At 32.8% G+C, this 18265-nt stretch carries 18 protein-coding genes and 1 pseudogene; 5 read left to right on the plus strand and 14 right to left on the minus strand.

The features are described 5' to 3' along the window. Positions 1-106: 106 nt before the first annotated feature. From B9O19_RS02435 to B9O19_RS11610, 10 genes and pseudogenes are all read right to left on the minus strand, one after another. A complete protein-coding gene (locus B9O19_RS02435; protein WP_102364956.1) occupies positions 107-520 on the minus strand; it encodes a hypothetical protein in 414 nt (137 codons plus the stop codon). Positions 521-587: 67 nt separating this feature from the next. Then, entirely contained in the window at positions 588-857 is a 270-nt protein-coding gene (locus B9O19_RS02440) for a dATP/dGTP diphosphohydrolase domain-containing protein (RefSeq protein ID WP_102364957.1), read from the minus strand. A gap of 23 nt (positions 858-880) precedes the next feature. Next, positions 881-1081 carry a hypothetical protein gene (locus B9O19_RS02445; protein ID WP_102364958.1) on the minus strand — a complete coding sequence of 67 codons (201 nt, stop codon included), beginning with the start codon at positions 1079-1081 and terminating at the stop codon, positions 881-883. 1 nt (position 1082) lies between these two features. After that, positions 1083-1217: pseudogene (locus B9O19_RS02450) on the minus strand (RusA family crossover junction endodeoxyribonuclease); the annotation flags it as partial. 245 nt (positions 1218-1462) lie between these two features. Continuing rightward, complete coding sequence (locus B9O19_RS02455) at positions 1463-1765, minus strand: hypothetical protein (RefSeq protein WP_102364960.1); 303 nt, start codon at positions 1763-1765, stop codon at positions 1463-1465. Then, a complete protein-coding gene (locus tag B9O19_RS11605) occupies positions 1758-1916 on the minus strand; it encodes a hypothetical protein (RefSeq protein WP_158648893.1) in 159 nt (52 codons plus the stop codon). The genes B9O19_RS02455 and B9O19_RS11605 overlap by 8 nt, the downstream gene beginning before the upstream one ends. An 87-nt stretch (positions 1917-2003) precedes the next feature. Then, positions 2004-2210 (minus strand): hypothetical protein, encoded by a 207-nt coding sequence (locus B9O19_RS02460; protein WP_102364961.1) that lies wholly within the window; start codon positions 2208-2210, stop codon positions 2004-2006. A 146-nt stretch (positions 2211-2356) separates the two neighbouring features. Further along, the gene (locus B9O19_RS12095) at positions 2357-2491 is read right to left on the minus strand and encodes a hypothetical protein (RefSeq protein ID WP_281254332.1); all 135 of its coding nucleotides are present in this window, start codon (positions 2489-2491) and stop codon (positions 2357-2359) included. A 12-nt stretch (positions 2492-2503) separates the two neighbouring features. Beyond that, positions 2504-2713: a hypothetical protein gene (locus B9O19_RS02465; protein WP_102364962.1), complete on the minus strand. Its 210-nt coding sequence runs from the start codon at positions 2711-2713 to the stop codon at positions 2504-2506. A gap of 2 nt (positions 2714-2715) precedes the next feature. Beyond that, positions 2716-2889, minus strand: a complete 174-nt coding sequence (locus tag B9O19_RS11610; RefSeq protein WP_158648894.1) for a hypothetical protein — start codon at positions 2887-2889, stop codon at positions 2716-2718. Between the two features lie 241 nt (positions 2890-3130). Between B9O19_RS11610 and B9O19_RS02470 the strand changes: the two genes are divergently transcribed. The 4 genes from B9O19_RS02470 to B9O19_RS02485 all read left to right on the plus strand — a co-directional run bounded on the left by B9O19_RS02470 (position 3131) and on the right by B9O19_RS02485 (position 6638). Continuing rightward, positions 3131-3442, plus strand: a complete 312-nt coding sequence (locus B9O19_RS02470; RefSeq protein ID WP_102364963.1) for a helix-turn-helix domain-containing protein — start codon at positions 3131-3133, stop codon at positions 3440-3442. Between the two features lie 4 nt (positions 3443-3446). After that, complete coding sequence (locus tag B9O19_RS02475; RefSeq protein ID WP_102364964.1) at positions 3447-4517, plus strand: hypothetical protein; 1071 nt, start codon at positions 3447-3449, stop codon at positions 4515-4517. Between the two features lie 81 nt (positions 4518-4598). Then, on the plus strand, positions 4599-5477 hold the full coding sequence (locus B9O19_RS02480) for an ImmA/IrrE family metallo-endopeptidase (RefSeq protein ID WP_158648895.1): 879 nt from the start codon (positions 4599-4601) through the stop codon (positions 5475-5477). A 153-nt stretch (positions 5478-5630) separates the two neighbouring features. Next, positions 5631-6638 (plus strand): tyrosine-type recombinase/integrase, encoded by a 1008-nt coding sequence (locus tag B9O19_RS02485; RefSeq protein WP_102364966.1) that lies wholly within the window; start codon positions 5631-5633, stop codon positions 6636-6638. Positions 6639-7650: 1012 nt separating this feature from the next. Here B9O19_RS02485 and B9O19_RS02490 read toward each other — a convergent pair. The 3 genes from B9O19_RS02490 to B9O19_RS02500 form a co-directional block, all read right to left on the minus strand. Further along, entirely contained in the window at positions 7651-10503 is a 2853-nt protein-coding gene (locus tag B9O19_RS02490; protein ID WP_102364967.1) for a CotH kinase family protein, read from the minus strand. A 204-nt stretch (positions 10504-10707) separates the two neighbouring features. After that, positions 10708-11631 (minus strand): DUF4268 domain-containing protein, encoded by a 924-nt coding sequence (locus B9O19_RS02495; protein ID WP_172620949.1) that lies wholly within the window; start codon positions 11629-11631, stop codon positions 10708-10710. Positions 11632-12028: 397 nt separating this feature from the next. Then, complete coding sequence (locus B9O19_RS02500; protein ID WP_102364969.1) at positions 12029-12274, minus strand: DUF2700 domain-containing protein; 246 nt, start codon at positions 12272-12274, stop codon at positions 12029-12031. A gap of 1537 nt (positions 12275-13811) precedes the next feature. Between B9O19_RS02500 and B9O19_RS02505 the strand changes: the two genes are divergently transcribed. After that, positions 13812-14624: a helix-turn-helix transcriptional regulator gene (locus tag B9O19_RS02505; protein WP_102364970.1), complete on the plus strand. Its 813-nt coding sequence runs from the start codon at positions 13812-13814 to the stop codon at positions 14622-14624. Positions 14625-14682: 58 nt separating this feature from the next. Here B9O19_RS02505 and B9O19_RS02510 read toward each other — a convergent pair whose 3' ends face one another. Continuing rightward, the gene (locus tag B9O19_RS02510) at positions 14683-18186 is read right to left on the minus strand and encodes a pectinesterase family protein (protein ID WP_158648896.1); all 3504 of its coding nucleotides are present in this window, start codon (positions 18184-18186) and stop codon (positions 14683-14685) included. Positions 18187-18265: the final 79 nt, after the last annotated feature.

Consider the following 18265-nt stretch of genomic DNA (forward strand, 5'->3'; position numbering starts at 1 on the left):
TTCCCACAATGGCCAAAACTAAAAGAGCCGTCCTAAGAAGGAAAACGGCTCTTAAACAAAAAATATATAAAAGGAGAAATTACTTTGCATACCTTTCATAATACAATTATAACATGTGATTTTCGGCATTTTCGGCAACTTTTATATTTTTTAAATATTTATTATGCTTCCGCCTCGGATAACTTTCGTCTGTCTCATTCATTCTAAAAGCAATCTTTTGGAATGTCCACCCTTCAATATATCGATATCTAAAAATTCGCCTGATTTCGCTGTCAGCAATGTTGTTAATAAATTCATTCAACTTGCGATATTCAGTTTTTAATAGCTGTAATTCTTTTCTTAACAATTCACGTGTACGGTCGCACTCAGCTGTTTCCACTTTCATGTTATGTTTTATGTACGGGAATTCCCTGTCTGACCCCTGCACAATGTCAGAACTTTCAAGCATTTGTATCTGTTCGGCCAATTCTTCAATTTCTGCTTTTATACTTTTGTACTGCCTTAATCTTTCAGCTGTCATAAGATTTATCACATCCAGTTTGATAATAATTCTTTGTCTGTTAAATTACTTTTTTATCCATATAGTTTCAGTCCTTTTCCATAGCGCACAAAAACGCAATATTGCAAGCCAAATGCCACAAATGCGGCAATTCGCTTTCTTCATCTACGCCCAAAGGGTCATTTATGTATGACACAAAGTGCCTGAAAGCCGCGTCTCTATATCTTTGCGGCTCAACATCTTTCCAGCTGTCACTATCTCCATACTTTTTTACTCCGTATTCTCTTACCCTGGCAACCGCTGTGATTATTTCTGTCGGGCACAAGGTAAGTTTCGGCTTTCCTTCGTCATATTTCACTTGACTTCTCCTTCGTTATAGATTTATTTCCCAATAAGTTCTACATCACTTAGTTGCACATGAATAACACAATTTGCATTCTCGTCATATAGTTCTCCGTCATATTCGATTCTATCTGCATGAATATTTTTAAAACACCTACTGGCATAAAAGACATAGTTTTTATTTTTATAACGAACTATACTTTGCTGCATAATTGCTTGTTTAACTTGTTTTAACTCCATCTTACAAATCCTCTATCCTGATATATATTCCGGGCTTTTCAGCCCAAAATTTTTCAACAATCTCACTTGCCACCAAATTATCATCTACCCAATACCCCAGCTTTGTCATTACATCCTTGAGTAACTTCTGTAAATTNCGCTTTATTATGTATAAAATCAATGTGTTCGGGTAACTCACCGCTTATGTTATTTTTGTTGTCAAACATGACTTCGCTGAAAATTATTTTTGAAGCCGGTAAATTATGAATACGCTCAAGTATGATGCTTGCTGTGCTATCCTTTCCACCGCTCCATGAATGAATTGTTATAATCTTATTTCACCTCCACATTAAAAGTTACACTGTTTTGCGTACAGGTCTCTTTATTTTTCTCATTCTCATTTTATCTCACTCCTATACCAATTTTAATATTTCTTTGATTTTTTTCTTCTATCGTTTTAGATGTTCTGCTACACTCTTCGTCAGCAAAATCCCATCGCCGATTATCCGACCTTATTACGACCTTACGTACATCGTCAGCTATGGGTTGTTCTTCAGCTGTGTCCTCTGCGCAATTAAAAAATGCCAAAAGTATCATCGTAAGCGGCACTGCGTAAAATATGGGATACCACTCAAGCGACCTAACCATAACTAACAATACAGCGCCGACCACCGCGGCTGATATACGTATAATCCAGTTATACATTTGACTTCACCTCCTTATATACTCCCAGTATCTCAAAACTGGCAGAACCATACATTTCATTAAATTGCTGTTTTGCCAGCTTTGCCGATACAGATTTTACAGTTATATATTTAGTTGCAGGCGCCCCGGTCTTTAGCCTATATTTAATCAAAAAATTATACATCCTCAATCACCTCTTTCTATATCAGGTCAAATTTAATTTTTTTAACTACCATTTAACATTTAATAGTTAGTTTTTTTATTCACTCAAGTTTTTTGCAAACGTCTCAGCCGAAATATATTTTTTACCACCCAAAAATGTGCGTTTTGCAAAATCATAACAAGTCCCTGTATAGTCCTGAACATCCTTAATACACAAAAGATGTCGTCTATCTCCGTATTTATCGCCAAGAAACTGTAAAACGCTTTCTAAGTTCTCCCTATATGCTGCCTTCTCCCTCGGCATTTTGCTCACCTTCTTTCTATACTTTATTTTGCAACTTTGTTAAATACGTATTGAATATTACCAAAATTTGATTATGTATTATATTCTGACACATCATGTATCACTATTTCTTCAAAAGGTCTTAGATGTATTGAAATAGTAAAAGCTTAATTTTCGAACGTCACTTCAATAAATAGTTGGTCGTTGGGGTGACGTTCTTTTATTTTTTCAACTAAATCAAGAATTGTTTTCAACTCGTCGTTCCAATCGGTTAAAACTCTAAACTTTAATTTGAGCGTCATTTTCCTCACCTCCTACCCTGATATTTCAGCTTCCCACTGCTCCAAAGTTTCATATACTATTTGCATTACCGCCTTCGCCTGTGGCGTAGTATTGGCGCCATTGATGTAAGAGCTCAATTGCGGTGGTTGAAGATTTGTATAACCTTTTTTTCTTATTACCTTTAACAAGTCCACTTGCTTTTTTCCAAGGTTTAATAGTCTAAGTTTTACTGAATTTTCCATCTTTATTTCTCCTTTTCTGTGTTTTTTTCTCTTAACTGATTTTTTCTTTCTGCACGTTTTTTTCTAAAAAATAAAACTAAAGTAAGCCATGTAGTTATCCCTTCGGGTATTACCCAGAAACAGGTTGATACCAACAAACTTGAACATAACATTATTGCTACAATCACATTAATCATTCTTTTTTCACTCCTTTCAAAAAAAATTACAAACCTATTGCAAAAGCGAACCAAATATTGTATAATTAAATTGTCGATTAAAATATATAAATTTAGCCGCTTTCATAGCAGGCATGTTTTTATTTGCTTAATTTATTTATTAAGTTGATATTATTATAGTGCACTAAAGAGCACTTGTCAATAACTTTTGTGCACTAAAGAGCACTTTTGGCATATTGCATAAAAATGTGGAGGTGGTTTTGTGTTTTTTAACCAATTAGAAAAACGCTGTAAACAATGTCAAATAAAATTAACACCTTTGGTCTTGAGTATCGGAATAAGCAAAGGAAACATTTCTAAATGGCGCAATGGAACTATCCCTACTGGAGACATTTTGATAAAACTTGCGGATGCGCTTGACTGTTCTGTTGACTACCTCCTCGGACGTACCGATGTTATCGAAGTTAATACAAAAGAAAAACCTTTATCTATTGCAGAACAATTTAGAGAATTAGATACATCACAGGTGGCCGCTTATGGCGAAAATGAATTTATAAATGATAAGGAGAATTAGTGAGATGTCAGTTAATGACTCTTTTGATACATTAATAAAATGCCAAAAAATTGTATCAATTCAAGAAAATTTATTAAAATCGAAAATACGCAATATTGATAATGCATTGAGCTATATTACTGGAGTTAAAACTAAACTAACACCATTTAGCGAAAGTCCTTTTACAACGGATATGTCATTTAAAACTGAGTTAGAGAAATCTTGTATTCCTAGGATAGAAATGATTAATAAAATAAAATCTAATAACGTTGTTTCAATTATATCAGAAACGACTCTTTCTTCTATTGCAAAGAAATTTCAAAACATGAACTATAAGCTAAGCAACAAGTTAAATACTATAAATTTTAATGACAGTATTACAAAAATGAATATTCAAAACATTACAGATATGTATTCATCATTACCAAGTTTAGATATATCAAATACTCTCTATTCTAAATTTGAAAATTCCATGAGTTCTGTATTTTCAAATTTGCCAGAACAAACAATAGAATCTTTTTTTGACGATATTATTTCAATGGAAAATAATTTTATTGATACTTTTGTTGAAGCAGAAACAAATGAAGATTATATAAAATGTGAAGAATCTGCGGAATCAAATACTGAATACACCATAAATGCTATAAGAAAACTGAGCAATAGTAATGACACTTCTGATGAAATTGTTTCACTTTTTAAAGAAGTAAAAGATGAATTAGTAAAAAGTAATTCATTAAAAGAACAAGAAATTAATGAATTAAAAAAAAGTAATTCTTTAAAAGAAGAAACAGAAAAAGAAAATGAAAAATATAACAAAATATCACTTTATATTGAGATAATTCCTATAATATTGAGCGTATTTTTTAGCGGTAATACCGTTGATTACATTGGCCTTCAACCCCCTCAAGATATATGTAATAGAATTCAAATAGAATCTCCCGTTGAAGAAACTATCAACGAACAACTCCAAAATATTGATTTTTCACAAACAAATGAATATAGTGAAGAAACTGTTACTGAACAATTTCAAAACATTGATTCTTCACAAACAGCGGCATATGGTGAAGAATCATCATTTGTCGATGATGAACAGTAATTTACATTTATTGCCACTTGAAATAAAAAACATATAGCATTATGATATCTTTATATGAAATTGATTTCAGGAGGTATCATAGTGTTTGCAAGATACAGTGCAGTAATTACTTTGTTAGAAAATAAAATAAACAAATTGCCAATTACTATAAATCTTATAGAAGACTTATTAAAAGCAAAAGGCTGGAGCATCTTAAAATATGATGTAAACAACGGCAAACAAATTGAATTGCTCAAACAATACAACATTTTTGCAATTGCAAAACGGACAAAAGCGTTCACTTATAAGCGTAAAACAGAAAAAATTATATTTATACGCTCCGGTTTGTCCGCTAATGAAAAACGCATGTTGCTAGCGCATGAACTGGGTCATATAGTGTTAGGGCATATGGCTGACAATAATGTGTTGGGATATAAGCCAGGTGGATTAATTGACGAAGGTCAGGAAGATGAAGCCAATGAATTTGCACTTGAATTTCTTGCCCCAATATGCGTTTTAACTAAAAAACATATAAATACGCCTCAGCTTGTATCAGCGACAACTTTATTGGACGATAAACGCAGCCGCCTGGTAGCTGATGAAGTGCAGCATCACAAAAAATATACAGAGTATGAAGAAAAATTATGTAATCAATTTAACGAAATAAAAGAAAAAAATATAAAAATCAGATATATTGTTGTGGCAATAATAACAGCGTTAATACTAGTAACTGCTACAATAACAGTTAACTATAAAAGTCAAGAAAATATAGAACAAACACAAGTAATACAAGAAGCGACGCCGACATCTGAACCTCAAATAATGGACATTGACGTAGTAGTTACAAAATCAGGCCAAAAATACCATACCTTAGAGTGTAAACATATAAAAGACAAACCTAACCTAATACATATGACAATCAATGAAGCCATACAAGCTGGCTATGAGCCTTGCGAAGATTGCAAACCTGATAGCTATTAGAATATAGTGTTGCGAATATAAAGCTCACATAATTCCCCGGGAGGTTCACACCACTTTTTTACAAAAATATATAACTCTTATATATTTTTGCTGTCGCACCCTACACGGGGCGCATTGATTGAAATAAATATATATAGATAAAAGGTGAATACAATGAAAAAACGAGCCGATGGAAGATATTGTAAACAAATACGGATTAACGGAAAAATTAAATCCTTTTACGGCAAATCTGAGCGAGAAATTAATAGAAAGATTTTAGCCTATCAAGACACCAAAGAAAAAGGAGAAATTTTTAAAACTGTTGCCGAGGAATGGCTTGACGAATATTTATTAAACACACCTTATACTACTTTTAAAAAATGCGGGAAAAGCGCATATTTATCGCTATTACAAGAGTTTGGGAATGAACGTATAAAAAATATTACATCCCATGACGTTGATATATTTTTGAAGCGGCTTGCCGCAAAAGATTACGCACAGAAGACAGTGGCAACATATAAAAGTATTTTTAATCAAATATTTAGATTTGCTATAGTTAATGGATATACTAATATAAATCCAGTTACATCAGTTTCATTGCCAAAGAATTTAAAAAAATCAATACGTAAAATGCCCGACACCAAAGAAATAGAAATCGTTAACACCTTACATGATGGATTTGGATTTTTGGCCTACTTTCTGTTATATACCGGACTTAGAATTAGTGAAACGCTTGCTTTGAATTACGAAGATATTGACAGAGAAAATAAAATTATAAATGTAAACAAAAAAATTATACATGACGGAAATAATCCAATATTAATAAATGAAACAAAAACAGAATCCGGAACAAGAACAGTTATACTTTTGGACAGAGTTGCAAAATATTTGCCGAACAAAAAACATGGCATAATTTTTTGCAATGAGCATGGAGATTATTTAACCAAAAAACAGCTTGCTTGTCGCTGGGACAAAATGCGCAAAGAAAACAATTTAACATTAACCGCTCATCAGTTGCGGCATGCTTATGCGACAATGCTATTCGAAGCTGGAATAGAAGCAAAAGACGCTCAAGAATTAATGGGGCACAAAGACATAAAATTAACTCAAGATATTTACACGCACATCAGAAAAGAACGTAAATCCGAAACAGCAAAAAAGTTAAATTCATTCAATTTTTAAAGTCAATTATCAGTCGGCATTCTAATATATACGGATATAACGTTGTTTGTTCCAGGTTCAAATCCTGTCACCTCGACCATTTATTAAAAGCTGTCGATTAAAATCGACAGCTTTTTATTCTTTACAAAGTAATAACCTTTTAAAATTACTGCATTTTGTGTTATTCACACAATAATTCATATAGTTTAATATCTTTGAAAATAAATCCTAATTTTAAAAATTCTATTTCCGGCTCAGATGTCGGAGCCAAAGGAACAGAAATTGCATTAATTTCACCTTTGGCTCGACTTAGAGGGATAATTACATCTGCGCCGTCCCAAATATATAGTTTAAAGATGTTTTCTATAAGATTAAATATTACAAATAAAAAATTTATTGTTTCCTATTATGTATTAAAGAAATAACTTGTTATATCTTATAACACTTTTTGAATATAAATTTATAATTATATCTCTGTATACTACTATATTTTAAATCACATTTTGTAAATTTAACAGAGCCAGTTATAACAATTTTTATAGTACCAGTTTATTTATTCTAAAAATTTAAATAATCAATTAACAAATATTTATTTATATAGAAATTATATTATATTTAGAAATTTTTTGTTCTCTCTTTTCATACAAAAGTCTTTTGTCTATATTAAAATTACATCATACTATGGCACAAAGCCATATACAGATAAAATAAATCCTCTAAGTTAATATTTTTAACATTGATAATAATAATCTAAATTTTTACCACTAACTCCATTTATTTTTAAATAGTTAAATTTATACCCGAAATAAAAATTTCAAAAACCACACAAAGTTTTTATATCACTTTATGTGGTTCTTAATTATAACATAATTTAATCCGTCAAATATTATCAGAAATAAATATAACTATTTTCTGTATCTGTAAAATCAATCTAACCGACTCTATACTTATAGTAATATATTGCAAACCTAAACTTTATACACATCTACACCAAATATAAAACCAGGCTCTTGTACTTGGTTAATTATAGATATTATATTTCTACTAACTCAGAATCTGTTACAGGAACAATATCATCCATCTCTTCAAATACAAATACTTTAAAAAAATCTATATTAGTATTTGATGTAAATTGAGTATTAATATTTGAATCTGTACTTTTTACTATCTGTATTGAAATTAACACACCTTTATTATCATAAGCCGCTACAACCACTGAGGAACCGGGTTCAATATTTGTGAGCTTGGTACTAAGCCAATATTCTCCATTTTCCAGCTTAATTTCTGTATCAGTATAAGAAACATTCGGCAGCGGTGTCGGTTTGTCGGTATGTATTGGTGATGGGCTTGGGGATTCAATATAATCATGCTTATGCGGCTGTTTTTCTTTGATCTCCTCGTCTGACGCGTCTTTAAATGAAAAAACTGCAAAATCTTCCTGATTATTTCCGGTATCAAAACCTACCCTGATTAAAGACTTCTGCTTTGATAAACCATATGAAGGCACAGTCTCATAAGCGTCAATTGACGAATCTCCATTCTTCTCCACCACACCAAGCAAATCTATAACCGCAGCTGTTGTTGCTTTGGCGTTAATATCCTCAGAATTTTTTGTAAGCGCCAATTTGAACATCTTGTTATCTATAACCATATCATCAAAATAAATATCAGCGTCAATCTTTATCCTGGCATTTATGGAGTTTAACTTACCTCCAATCAAATAAAAATGCTTCGGTTTTATAACAGAGTTTTCAGGCATAACAAATTTTTGCCATCCATCTCCAACTGTCGATGAATACTGCAAAGCATACCCTGAAATATCTACCGGAACATCTAGAGGATTATACAGCTGTACGCAGCTCCTATCCATAATTGCGTCAGTTTTACCGCCGTCTCCGAAAACTTGATAAATCACTATCGAATCTGAAATCAATTTTGCCGTTTCAGTCTTTTCAAAAATGGTCTCAACAGTCTCATCAACCGACATATCTAAGTTAACGCAGCTGTCATATACCTTTTGTCCATTTATTAAAAAATAACTAAATTTATATCCATTCTCTGCCACTGCATTGATTTCTATCGGGATATTCTTATAATATTGTGCGGAATAGTTTCCCGGATTTTTAATCTGCCATTTGTTATTGGAACAAAGTTCAATATTATTTACCTTTATATATCCTTTTGATAAATCTGAGATAAATAATGCGTTCACCATTTCATGTACGCCCCATGTTTCTTTCATCTCATTTCTTGCGGTGGTTTCCCTTGAATTGATTTGAGATTTTATACTGCTGCGGTTGTCATTTTTCATGCTAAGCGGGTATCTGCTTTTTTGCTCGGCAACCAAATGTGAAATATTATTATACATTTCATCCAATCTTAACGATAATATATCCTTATCAAAAATAGTGTTCATATAGTCATTATAACGCCTAATTGTCTCGTTTCTAAAATCATCGTTTTCCAAAAATGCCGCAAACAGCTGACTAAGCTTCCACCCCTTAGCTGAAGTCGACGGCTGGTCTTTGCCATATATTCGGTTTTCAAGGATATTATCAGTATTTAGCTTTCCGTTTGCCTCAAGAGTGTAGTCGTTATCAAGCATAGCAAACCGCCAGCGGTCGTCAAAATCATTTTGTGGATTGGTATTTTTCCAAATTACCACATTGTTCTGAGGCCAATCCCAATTTTTAAAATACACATTTGCAATCACATAGTCAATCATATTGGACGGATCAAAGTATTTACAAGCAGTCTCATAATTATCCGGAACCTTAAGATTGTTTTCCAAAATCCAATTATAATGCTCAAGATACTCATTAAGATATTGTTCTTCTCCCTCTTCTAGTGTGAGAATATCACGAACACCATCTTCAGATGACATTTTTAGCATAGCAACATCTTTATTGTCATTCAGCTTATAGTGATATCTAAAATATTGGTCATCATACCGCTCACGCAAATCATACATACCCCAAAATTCACCGTTAATAAATGCAACAGACGGACGATAACCCTGTGTATCAAAATCAAGAGGAGCACATATATCCTGGATAAACGCATCCTGGATAAATTTCTTATCCCAATCATTTCCGCCGTTTCTTAGCATAAGACGCTTATACTTTGTTATTATACCACCCTTAAAATCAGTAACAGTTCCATCAAATAAATCGCTTTCAAAAGTTTTCAGACCACCGCTCTGATATTCAGGATTCTCACGGGCATAAACACGAAACGATTTTTGCTGATAATTTCTTGACGCGCCGCCATGAATACGGATACCCGCCGGCTGGGCTATTTGACAACTTCCGTCAGAATCAAACACTTCAACAAAAGCGCTCCGCTCATAAAGTTCTCCTGATTCTAAATAATTGGGCGACATATATATTCCATTTTGCTTTGAAAACAAATTATCACGTTCAGTAGTAATAGAAATAACTTTTACTCCATATCTAGTCAAAATATCGTCACTAACAAAATAAGAGTTTACGAATATAGGAGTTTTAGATTCGGCATTTACAGCTCTGGCCTTTATAACGGTTCCTTTAAAAACTAGACCGTTTGGCGCTTTAAAGCTGGTTGAAACACCGGAAATTTCAGATAAATCATTGGGCTGTGAAGTACGGTTCTCTATAGTGATGCTTCCATTGTAAAGAACTGAATTTTCGGTTGGGTCGCTTCCGTCGGTCGTATAATAAATTTGTGCATTTTCAAGGTCAGTAGAAAGTGTTAAAGAAAAAGGTTTCTGATACAAACCGCCGTTTACAGAAAAAAACACTGAACAATTTTGATTAATAATACCCTCAGCAAATACAACAGAAGCCGAACATACCAAAATCACCGTCACGAATAAAAGCATTGTTAGTTTGCATATTTTTTTATTCATACTCTCACCCCAATAGTATATATTTACTAAAATTATACCATGAATAAATATGAAATGCAATGGATATACAATAAAATCTGTTAAAAACTCCGACAACTATATATTGACGTCAAATTGCTCATGTTGACTCTTTAAAGATTACTGTTTTTTATTTTAATAATCTAATTCATTTCTCAAATATCAAATAAAAATAATATATAAAAACTAAATATATTTAATAAAGACTTTCCTCATTAAAATAACCTTATCAATTATCTCATTCATTAATTCAGAATAATTTTCGTGGTTATCAAAATTTAATCCATATATTAAGTATTTAATTCTTGAAGCTTTTCTATTATTCAACCTTTGCCAATCTAAAGATAATCCAAGCTCACTTTCAATCTCAGTTTTATTACCATACAATTTATCAAATAGTTCTTTATTGTTATTAATATATAATTCTATGACAATGCTGGATTCTTTATTGACAAGATTAATACATATATGTGCTTCACTTGTTCCAATTGCAACATTATACCAATTATCTGTCGACACTTTTCTGATATTAAAAGGTTTGCCCCTGTTAACTACAAGCTCATTAAACATTGTCCAAAATATTACTCTCTCGGACTGAGTTTTACTCATATCATTTGAATCACTGTTTCCTTTTGAATTCTTAATAAAATCATTTGGCTTTTCAATAATTTCGAATTTTGGAGCTGGTATCGAATCGCCAATTTTATATGCATGAAGTTCAATTAAAAAGAAATTTAATTTTTTATTGGTATTATTATTCAACCACTCTATTGCACTTCTATGTTCCTCACGCGCTTCTTCAACTATCCATACAATCACTTGAGCATCAAGACCTGACGCATATGTTATTATCTTACCTAAATGATCATGGTTTGAACATTCAAGTTGATTTTCTATTATTATATTTATACCTGTTGCTTCATCTCTGGCAACTAAATCACATCTATATGCCCCAACATATACTTCTTTATTAATATCTATTAAAGTCAATCCTAGAATATCATTTAAAAGTTCTATATTTTCTTCTTCAGATAACCAATTAGAAAAATCATATTGTTCGTGATGCCATAAATCCCTGACATTGACTTCTTTTAATCTGCCTAATTTCATAATTAAAATCCCTTCTTATTTTTAATATAAGTAACATCATATTAATAACCATCTTCACATAAATTTCAGCTCTTGCATATGTTTAATTCATACTATCCATAGATTCTACTACATAATTTTTGCTGTTAAAATAATAAAACACAAATTAACTTTTATGATTAGTTTTACATCACTATTATAAATAATATATCAAAAAAAATCAAGATACTTTATATATTTATTAAACTATTATTAATATTCAATATCACTTTTGTCTAATTTAAATATATTTAATTAACTAAAACTTTTTAAATATTTTAAGTCTGTATAACCAAAAATTTTAAATACAAAATACCGTCAGCATTTTAATACTGACGGTAATAAATAATTCATTCTTTTTTAATGTTACTAAACATTTCTAATGTTTTTTTATATTTACACCAACCAAAAATCCCACCAGCATACCTATACTGATAAAATATGTAATATTAGTTAAGAAGCTTGCTCCAATTCCGGCGCCCAAACATAAGCCTATTGTTAATCCCTCATTCATATAATTTTCAATTTTGCCATTCTTCTTATGCTCTTTAATAATAACTAAAATTACAATTACAGAAGATATAGCTGCAACAATTACAGGCAGTAGAACTTTAAAATATTCCATCCCCACACGTCCTCTCTAAAAAGCAATAATTTTGAATTAAATTTTGTTTTTTGCTGCTCTGCAAGACTATAATTATTTTTGAATATACACTGTTTTTGAAATGATATTATATCTAATTTATATATAGTTATATCACTGCTATAATAATTTCTAAATATTACCGCCTCCAAATAATTACTCTATTTTATAAAACAATTAGTATTTTGAGTTAAAGTAGCATTTTTCTAGAAATTATCACTGTTATGTTAAACAAATAAATTTATACTGATACCCAAAAATCAGCATAAAGAACGCTGTTTCCGATAATATATATAGTAATGGCACAGAAAATCAGGAAATATCATAGCTTCACTCGGGAATCTACAAGGATACTATATTAATTATCTTCTATTTTTCTATTTTCTTATCCCGCAACTTCTAAATTTGTAAATAATTCTTTAAATAGTCTTTATAATTATTAAAGTATTTTATTTTTAACAAATAAAACTTATTTTTATTTGCCTAAATTTTTCAATATAAGTTTTATATTGAAATATTAATTATATATAAAATTCAATTCTATTAACATATATCTATACGACCATTAAAACTTTAAAATATTTCATATAATCCACTAACTTATCATTATTATAATTCTGTTTATACTTTTTAAATCCTCTATTTATCAATGTTAATTTTTATAGAATTAAAACAGATATGGATAATAATTCGATTATTAAAATTCAACACTCTCATATCTATTGAGTCAATAATAGATTTATTACCAATTATTATCCACCAATTAAAATATATTAAAAATAACAAAGTTCTAATAACTGAACATTAAAATATAAATACATAAAAATAGAAATTATATATTGACTTATTTGTTTTAATTACTTCATTGTTTGTACAAACTACTAATATAATAATTAATTTTACAATAAAACAGAGCGCCTGAGAAATAATTTCTCAGGCAGCTTTTTTGGGAAGAAATCTATAATTATTTATTATTTCTCAAACTTTTATTTATCTCAATGTAAATTTTTCTACAATTATATGAAATATTGACATCGCCTCAAAGTATATTCATAAATGGCAGTCATTCTCTGTAAACTGCAGACTTCTAACAATGAGTATAAGCATATTAATATATTAGTTATTAAAATGAGAAGCATTATTTTCTATTTCATTTTAACAACTTATGTATTTATATCTAAAACCTCAAATCAAAACACATATTAACAATTTGTCAATAGCTGACATCTCATACATAAATCCATAAATAAGTATATTAAATCATTACTACAATCCATACCTGCTTACCCTATAAATCGATATTGTTATTCAAACCTATATACACTTTCAGTTGATATATATAAATCTGTTTTTTCAATAAACTGCGATTATGCTAGCATTATATACCAAAGCAATGTATCGGTCAGTTGACAGTATTGCTGTATTAACTGCCAATAATTGACTTATAGATTGACGGAAAATATATCCGCATGTTATAATAAATATATTAGAAGATAATAAAATAAAGGGAAGATAATTTATGTTTAATTTTTATGAGGTACATCAATATGAACTCGACGTTGTTCATCATCACCGGGCACTCAAATATAAAAGCCATCTGCATAACGAATTTGAAACAATATTTCTGTTCGAAGGAGAACAGGGACTCATTGTAAACGGCTCCGAATATGTTCTTCACGAGGGCGACTGTGCTGTAATTTTTCCAAATGTTCCTCACTCATACACACGTCCGGATTCCATAAAAAAAGTCAATAATGCTGCCGACAGCGCAATAATATTTATGCCTGCTGACGCACTGTATGCAATGTTTCCCGACACGCGCGGCTCATATCCCGATGAATGTATTATCAATGCTGATACATTAAATGAAAATGCGGTACTCGCTTTTCATAAAATTTTTGAGGAAGCGAGTATAAACGCACAAATAGGTTGGGCGTATATTATCTTCAGTCATACAATTCCTCTCCTTATGAAAAACACACTTCTTTCATTACAAAATTCAGACACTATTACTCGTCTGCTCTCATATATTTCATTGAATTTCAGAAAGAGTTTGACGCTTGATATGATTTCCGACGAGTTGGGAATAAACAAATATTATATATCAAGAGTTTTTTCAAATCAAATAAAGGTCAGTTTCAGAACCTATCTAAATGTTCTCCGCACAAACCATGCCGCCTCGCTTATAAAAATATCGGATGACAATCTTGAAGATATAGCCACAGACTCAGGCTTTGAATCTACACGCTCATTCTACAGAATCTTTAAAGATATATATGGTGTTTCTCCATCCCAATACCGTAAGATGATACGCAGATATTCAATATATTAAATAATAGCCGGCGGCAGATGATTATCATCTGCCGCTTATTTTTTATTTTCTACTGTCTTTATTTACTGATATCCGCCGCACATAACGGTCTCATAGTATCTGTTGAACTCCACAGCATAACCTTTACACTGTCTGCACCGACTGTACTGAAATTTAATGGTGTCACAACATGTTCTCCGGGCTCTGTAAATGTCACTGGTATAAACTCTGTACTTGTCAAAATATCATTATTATATGCTGCGAAAATGACAGAGAAAGTACCGGCTTCCGGTGATATTACATGCGCCTGACCATCTTTTGTATATTCTATACTGAATTTCAAAGGCTCAGGCGTCGGACTTGCAGACGGTTCAGACGTAGGCTCTATCGTTGGACTTGCAGACGGGTCTGTTGAAGCCAAAACCTTTACATTACATGTTGCTGAGAATCCACCGTCAACAGTTTTTGCGGTAATAATTGTATCACCAGGTGAAAGAGCAATAACCTTTCCGGAATTATCCACAGAAGCAATGTCACTCTTTGAACTGCTCCATATTATTCTTGTATCTATAGCATCTGATGGATTTACGGAGGCTGCAAGCTGTTTTTCTGCACTTACGTTCAATTCAACCGAAGCATCACTGATCGTAATACCTTTTGCACGGCTTAAATATATAGGATCCCAACCATTCATCATACTAAGTACGCTGTAATATTTTTGTTCAGCTTGTTCCTGGGTCAGCAAACCATGCATATTATCGGTTGTATTTTCACCGACTGACGGGTCGTTTAAATCAAAGACATACAATGGCGCGTTTGATACTGTTCCCCAGCCGCCCCAGCCTGACGGCCTTGTTACTCCTTTGTCAACTTTAGTGTTTATAAGATAGACTTCACTTGTGTCTCCGCCCCAATTACGTCCCCACGCGATTGAACCAAATTTTCTTCCTTTAACATCCGAATTTTTGACTGTACAGTCTCTAAACAAATAATAGCCGTTATTTCCTTTTGCACCGTTAGCGGTTATATATCCGCCTCCGTTTTGGTCGCTGTAACCGGCTGAGACCAAATCACACTTTTCAAACACACACCAACCGCCGCCAAAAATATAGTCGACGTTTCCGCTTATTGCGCACTTGTTAAAATATAGTCTAACAGGGCCGCCTGTAAACAATGTGTCCTGATTTGATATAATTATACAATTATTGAACTCACTCTTATCAGCTGCCGCAAAAACAGCAACGGCTGTAGTCTGCACACTTCTTGAATCGGCAGGTTTATAACCGGCGTCATTTGGCGTCAGCATTCTGTCATAACCGCCTCCTGTATCTTCAACACCGTCTGCCCGCTCTTCGTCAGTATATTCCACATTAAATGAATTTATAAATTTGATATTTTCTGCTTTAAAATCTGTCGCAGTTTCTTTTATTTTAAAAGCCGCACCCCAATCGTTTTGAATATCATTTTTAACAGATTTTGCAACCGCATAGTCCTTATCATACTCGCCTGTAGGACCAACACTGTAATATCTATGATATGAAGCATAGTACCATGTGACTGTTGCCGGATTATCCTTGTCGCTTGTCAATGTAATGTACGGCGTAGTAAGTATAACCTGTTCCCTGAAAGTTTCTCCGCCCTTTAAATAAATAGTAACACGTTCAGCTTCAGAAGCTGGGTTGCCATTTGCCTTTACAGCGTCAAGAGCGTCATTAAGCGTTGCGTAATCACAATTCGTTCCAACAGTTATATATTTTTTTGTTTCCGGCTGAACAGGATATACAACTAAAACATTTTTTATTTTATTATTATCACCAAGTACTGTAAAACTGTTTTTTGAAAGCGTCGACAGCGTTCCGTTTTTATCTGATTTAATTGTGAAAGTATACACTCCGTTTGGAACGGACGCACTCCATTTACCATTCGAAACAGTAATTTCATAATCTTTTGTTCCATCGTTAAGCTTTAATATGTCGCCGTCTTTTAAATCAACAACATCACCGCCGATAATATAATCCTTTAATTCTGTTATGGCTATATTTTGAACCTGACTGGTTCCCGACGGGATTATTCCTCCAATATCTGTAGAGTTTGTTTCAGATACTTTGAAAACACCATTTTCATATGTTCCAAATTTTATCACATAAGATTGTCCGCTTAGTAACTCCGCAGAATATGAACCACCTAAAATCTCAGCATACTGTACATCGCCTGATGAAATATCATTAAACATTATACATCCGGCGTCCGTTCCCGTTACAGTTCCGGTAACTGCTGTTCTAGTAAGCGGTGTTGTTGTAACGGAGGATGCATAACCGCCGCTTATAACATTTATTACCGCATAGCCATTATCATTGCCGAGATAATAATAATCCTTAGTACCGCTGAAACTCTGTCCGTTCACAGTATAAGTAAATGAAGAAGCATCAAGCGTCACCTTAGTATCCTTAACTACAGGAACTTTTAGTACCGTACCCACAGCGCCATCTCCGGAGCCGCCGTTAATCTGCATTGCTCCATTTCTTCCGTATGTATGAAATTTACCGGTTTGTGTGTTGACAAGCATATATACATCAGCGTCAGTTTTTTCACCCTGCTTAGCTCCGGCTACAGCTATATCAGGCTGATGCTGAACACTATTTATATAATGAAGCGATTCAGGTTTATAGCCGTTTGAAGCGTTCCATTCGATTACGTTATTTTTTATAGTTTCATAATTTGTTTCTGGTAAATTTTGAGTTATCAGCTCCGATATCACCGTTACATTTGCACCGTTGGTATCGGTTACCGTGATTTCCGATGGTACCGCCTCTACTTTATATGTAGCCGGCGCATACGACTTTGCTTCAACGGTATATGTTCCAGCTCCAAGTGCGGCTGTTGCACCGGTTGACTCATATGTTTTACCGTTTTCTGTATTGGTAAAGACAACACTTTTTGTAAAATCATTTTTGGTTATGCTTACAATTTGATTTCCCTCTGTGCTTTCTTTTATAACCAAATTTTTAAAGTTACCCGTCAGCCCGTTGCTGCCGGACGTCCAGGAAGTCTGCAAAAATATTGCTTTTTCACCCTGTGCAGGATATTGAGATGTCAGAGAAACCGTAGAAAAGTTCCAGCCTCCGTCTGCGCCTGTATAATTATCCAGCTGCGCTATCAAAACTCCGTCAGAAGCCAAATCAGGAGTTTCTGCCGAACTTATTTTATTACTATCAAGGCTCCGTGTGTAAAATGCGTCTGTTTCCTCTGCTGTGGCGTCTCCATCATTATTTGTGTCCTTAAGGGGAAGTGCATATATAGATATTCCGCCAACATAAGCACTTGTAAGCGCCCAGTCTATCGAAACACTTATTTTATCTATTAAATTTGCCGTACCTGCATAAGCGACAGCACCATTTGAAGTTCCATCCAAATAATCAGATTTAATTGATAAATACTTGTTTTCTCCAGTGCCTTTCCAAACAGACTTAAAATTTGCAAACTCCGCTACTGTACTTGAATCTGCCAGTGCAGGAATATAAATACTGCCGCAAATCATAATTGCAGCTATGCACAACGACAAAAGCTTTTTAAAATTTTTCACATCGATACTCCCTTTCATAATATGTTGTCACAATTATATCACAAATTCAATATGCAATCAATTGCCAAAACCTGACTAA

This window comes from Monoglobus pectinilyticus (assembly GCF_002874775.1).
Taxonomy (GTDB): Bacteria; Bacillota; Clostridia; order Monoglobales; family Monoglobaceae; genus Monoglobus; species Monoglobus pectinilyticus.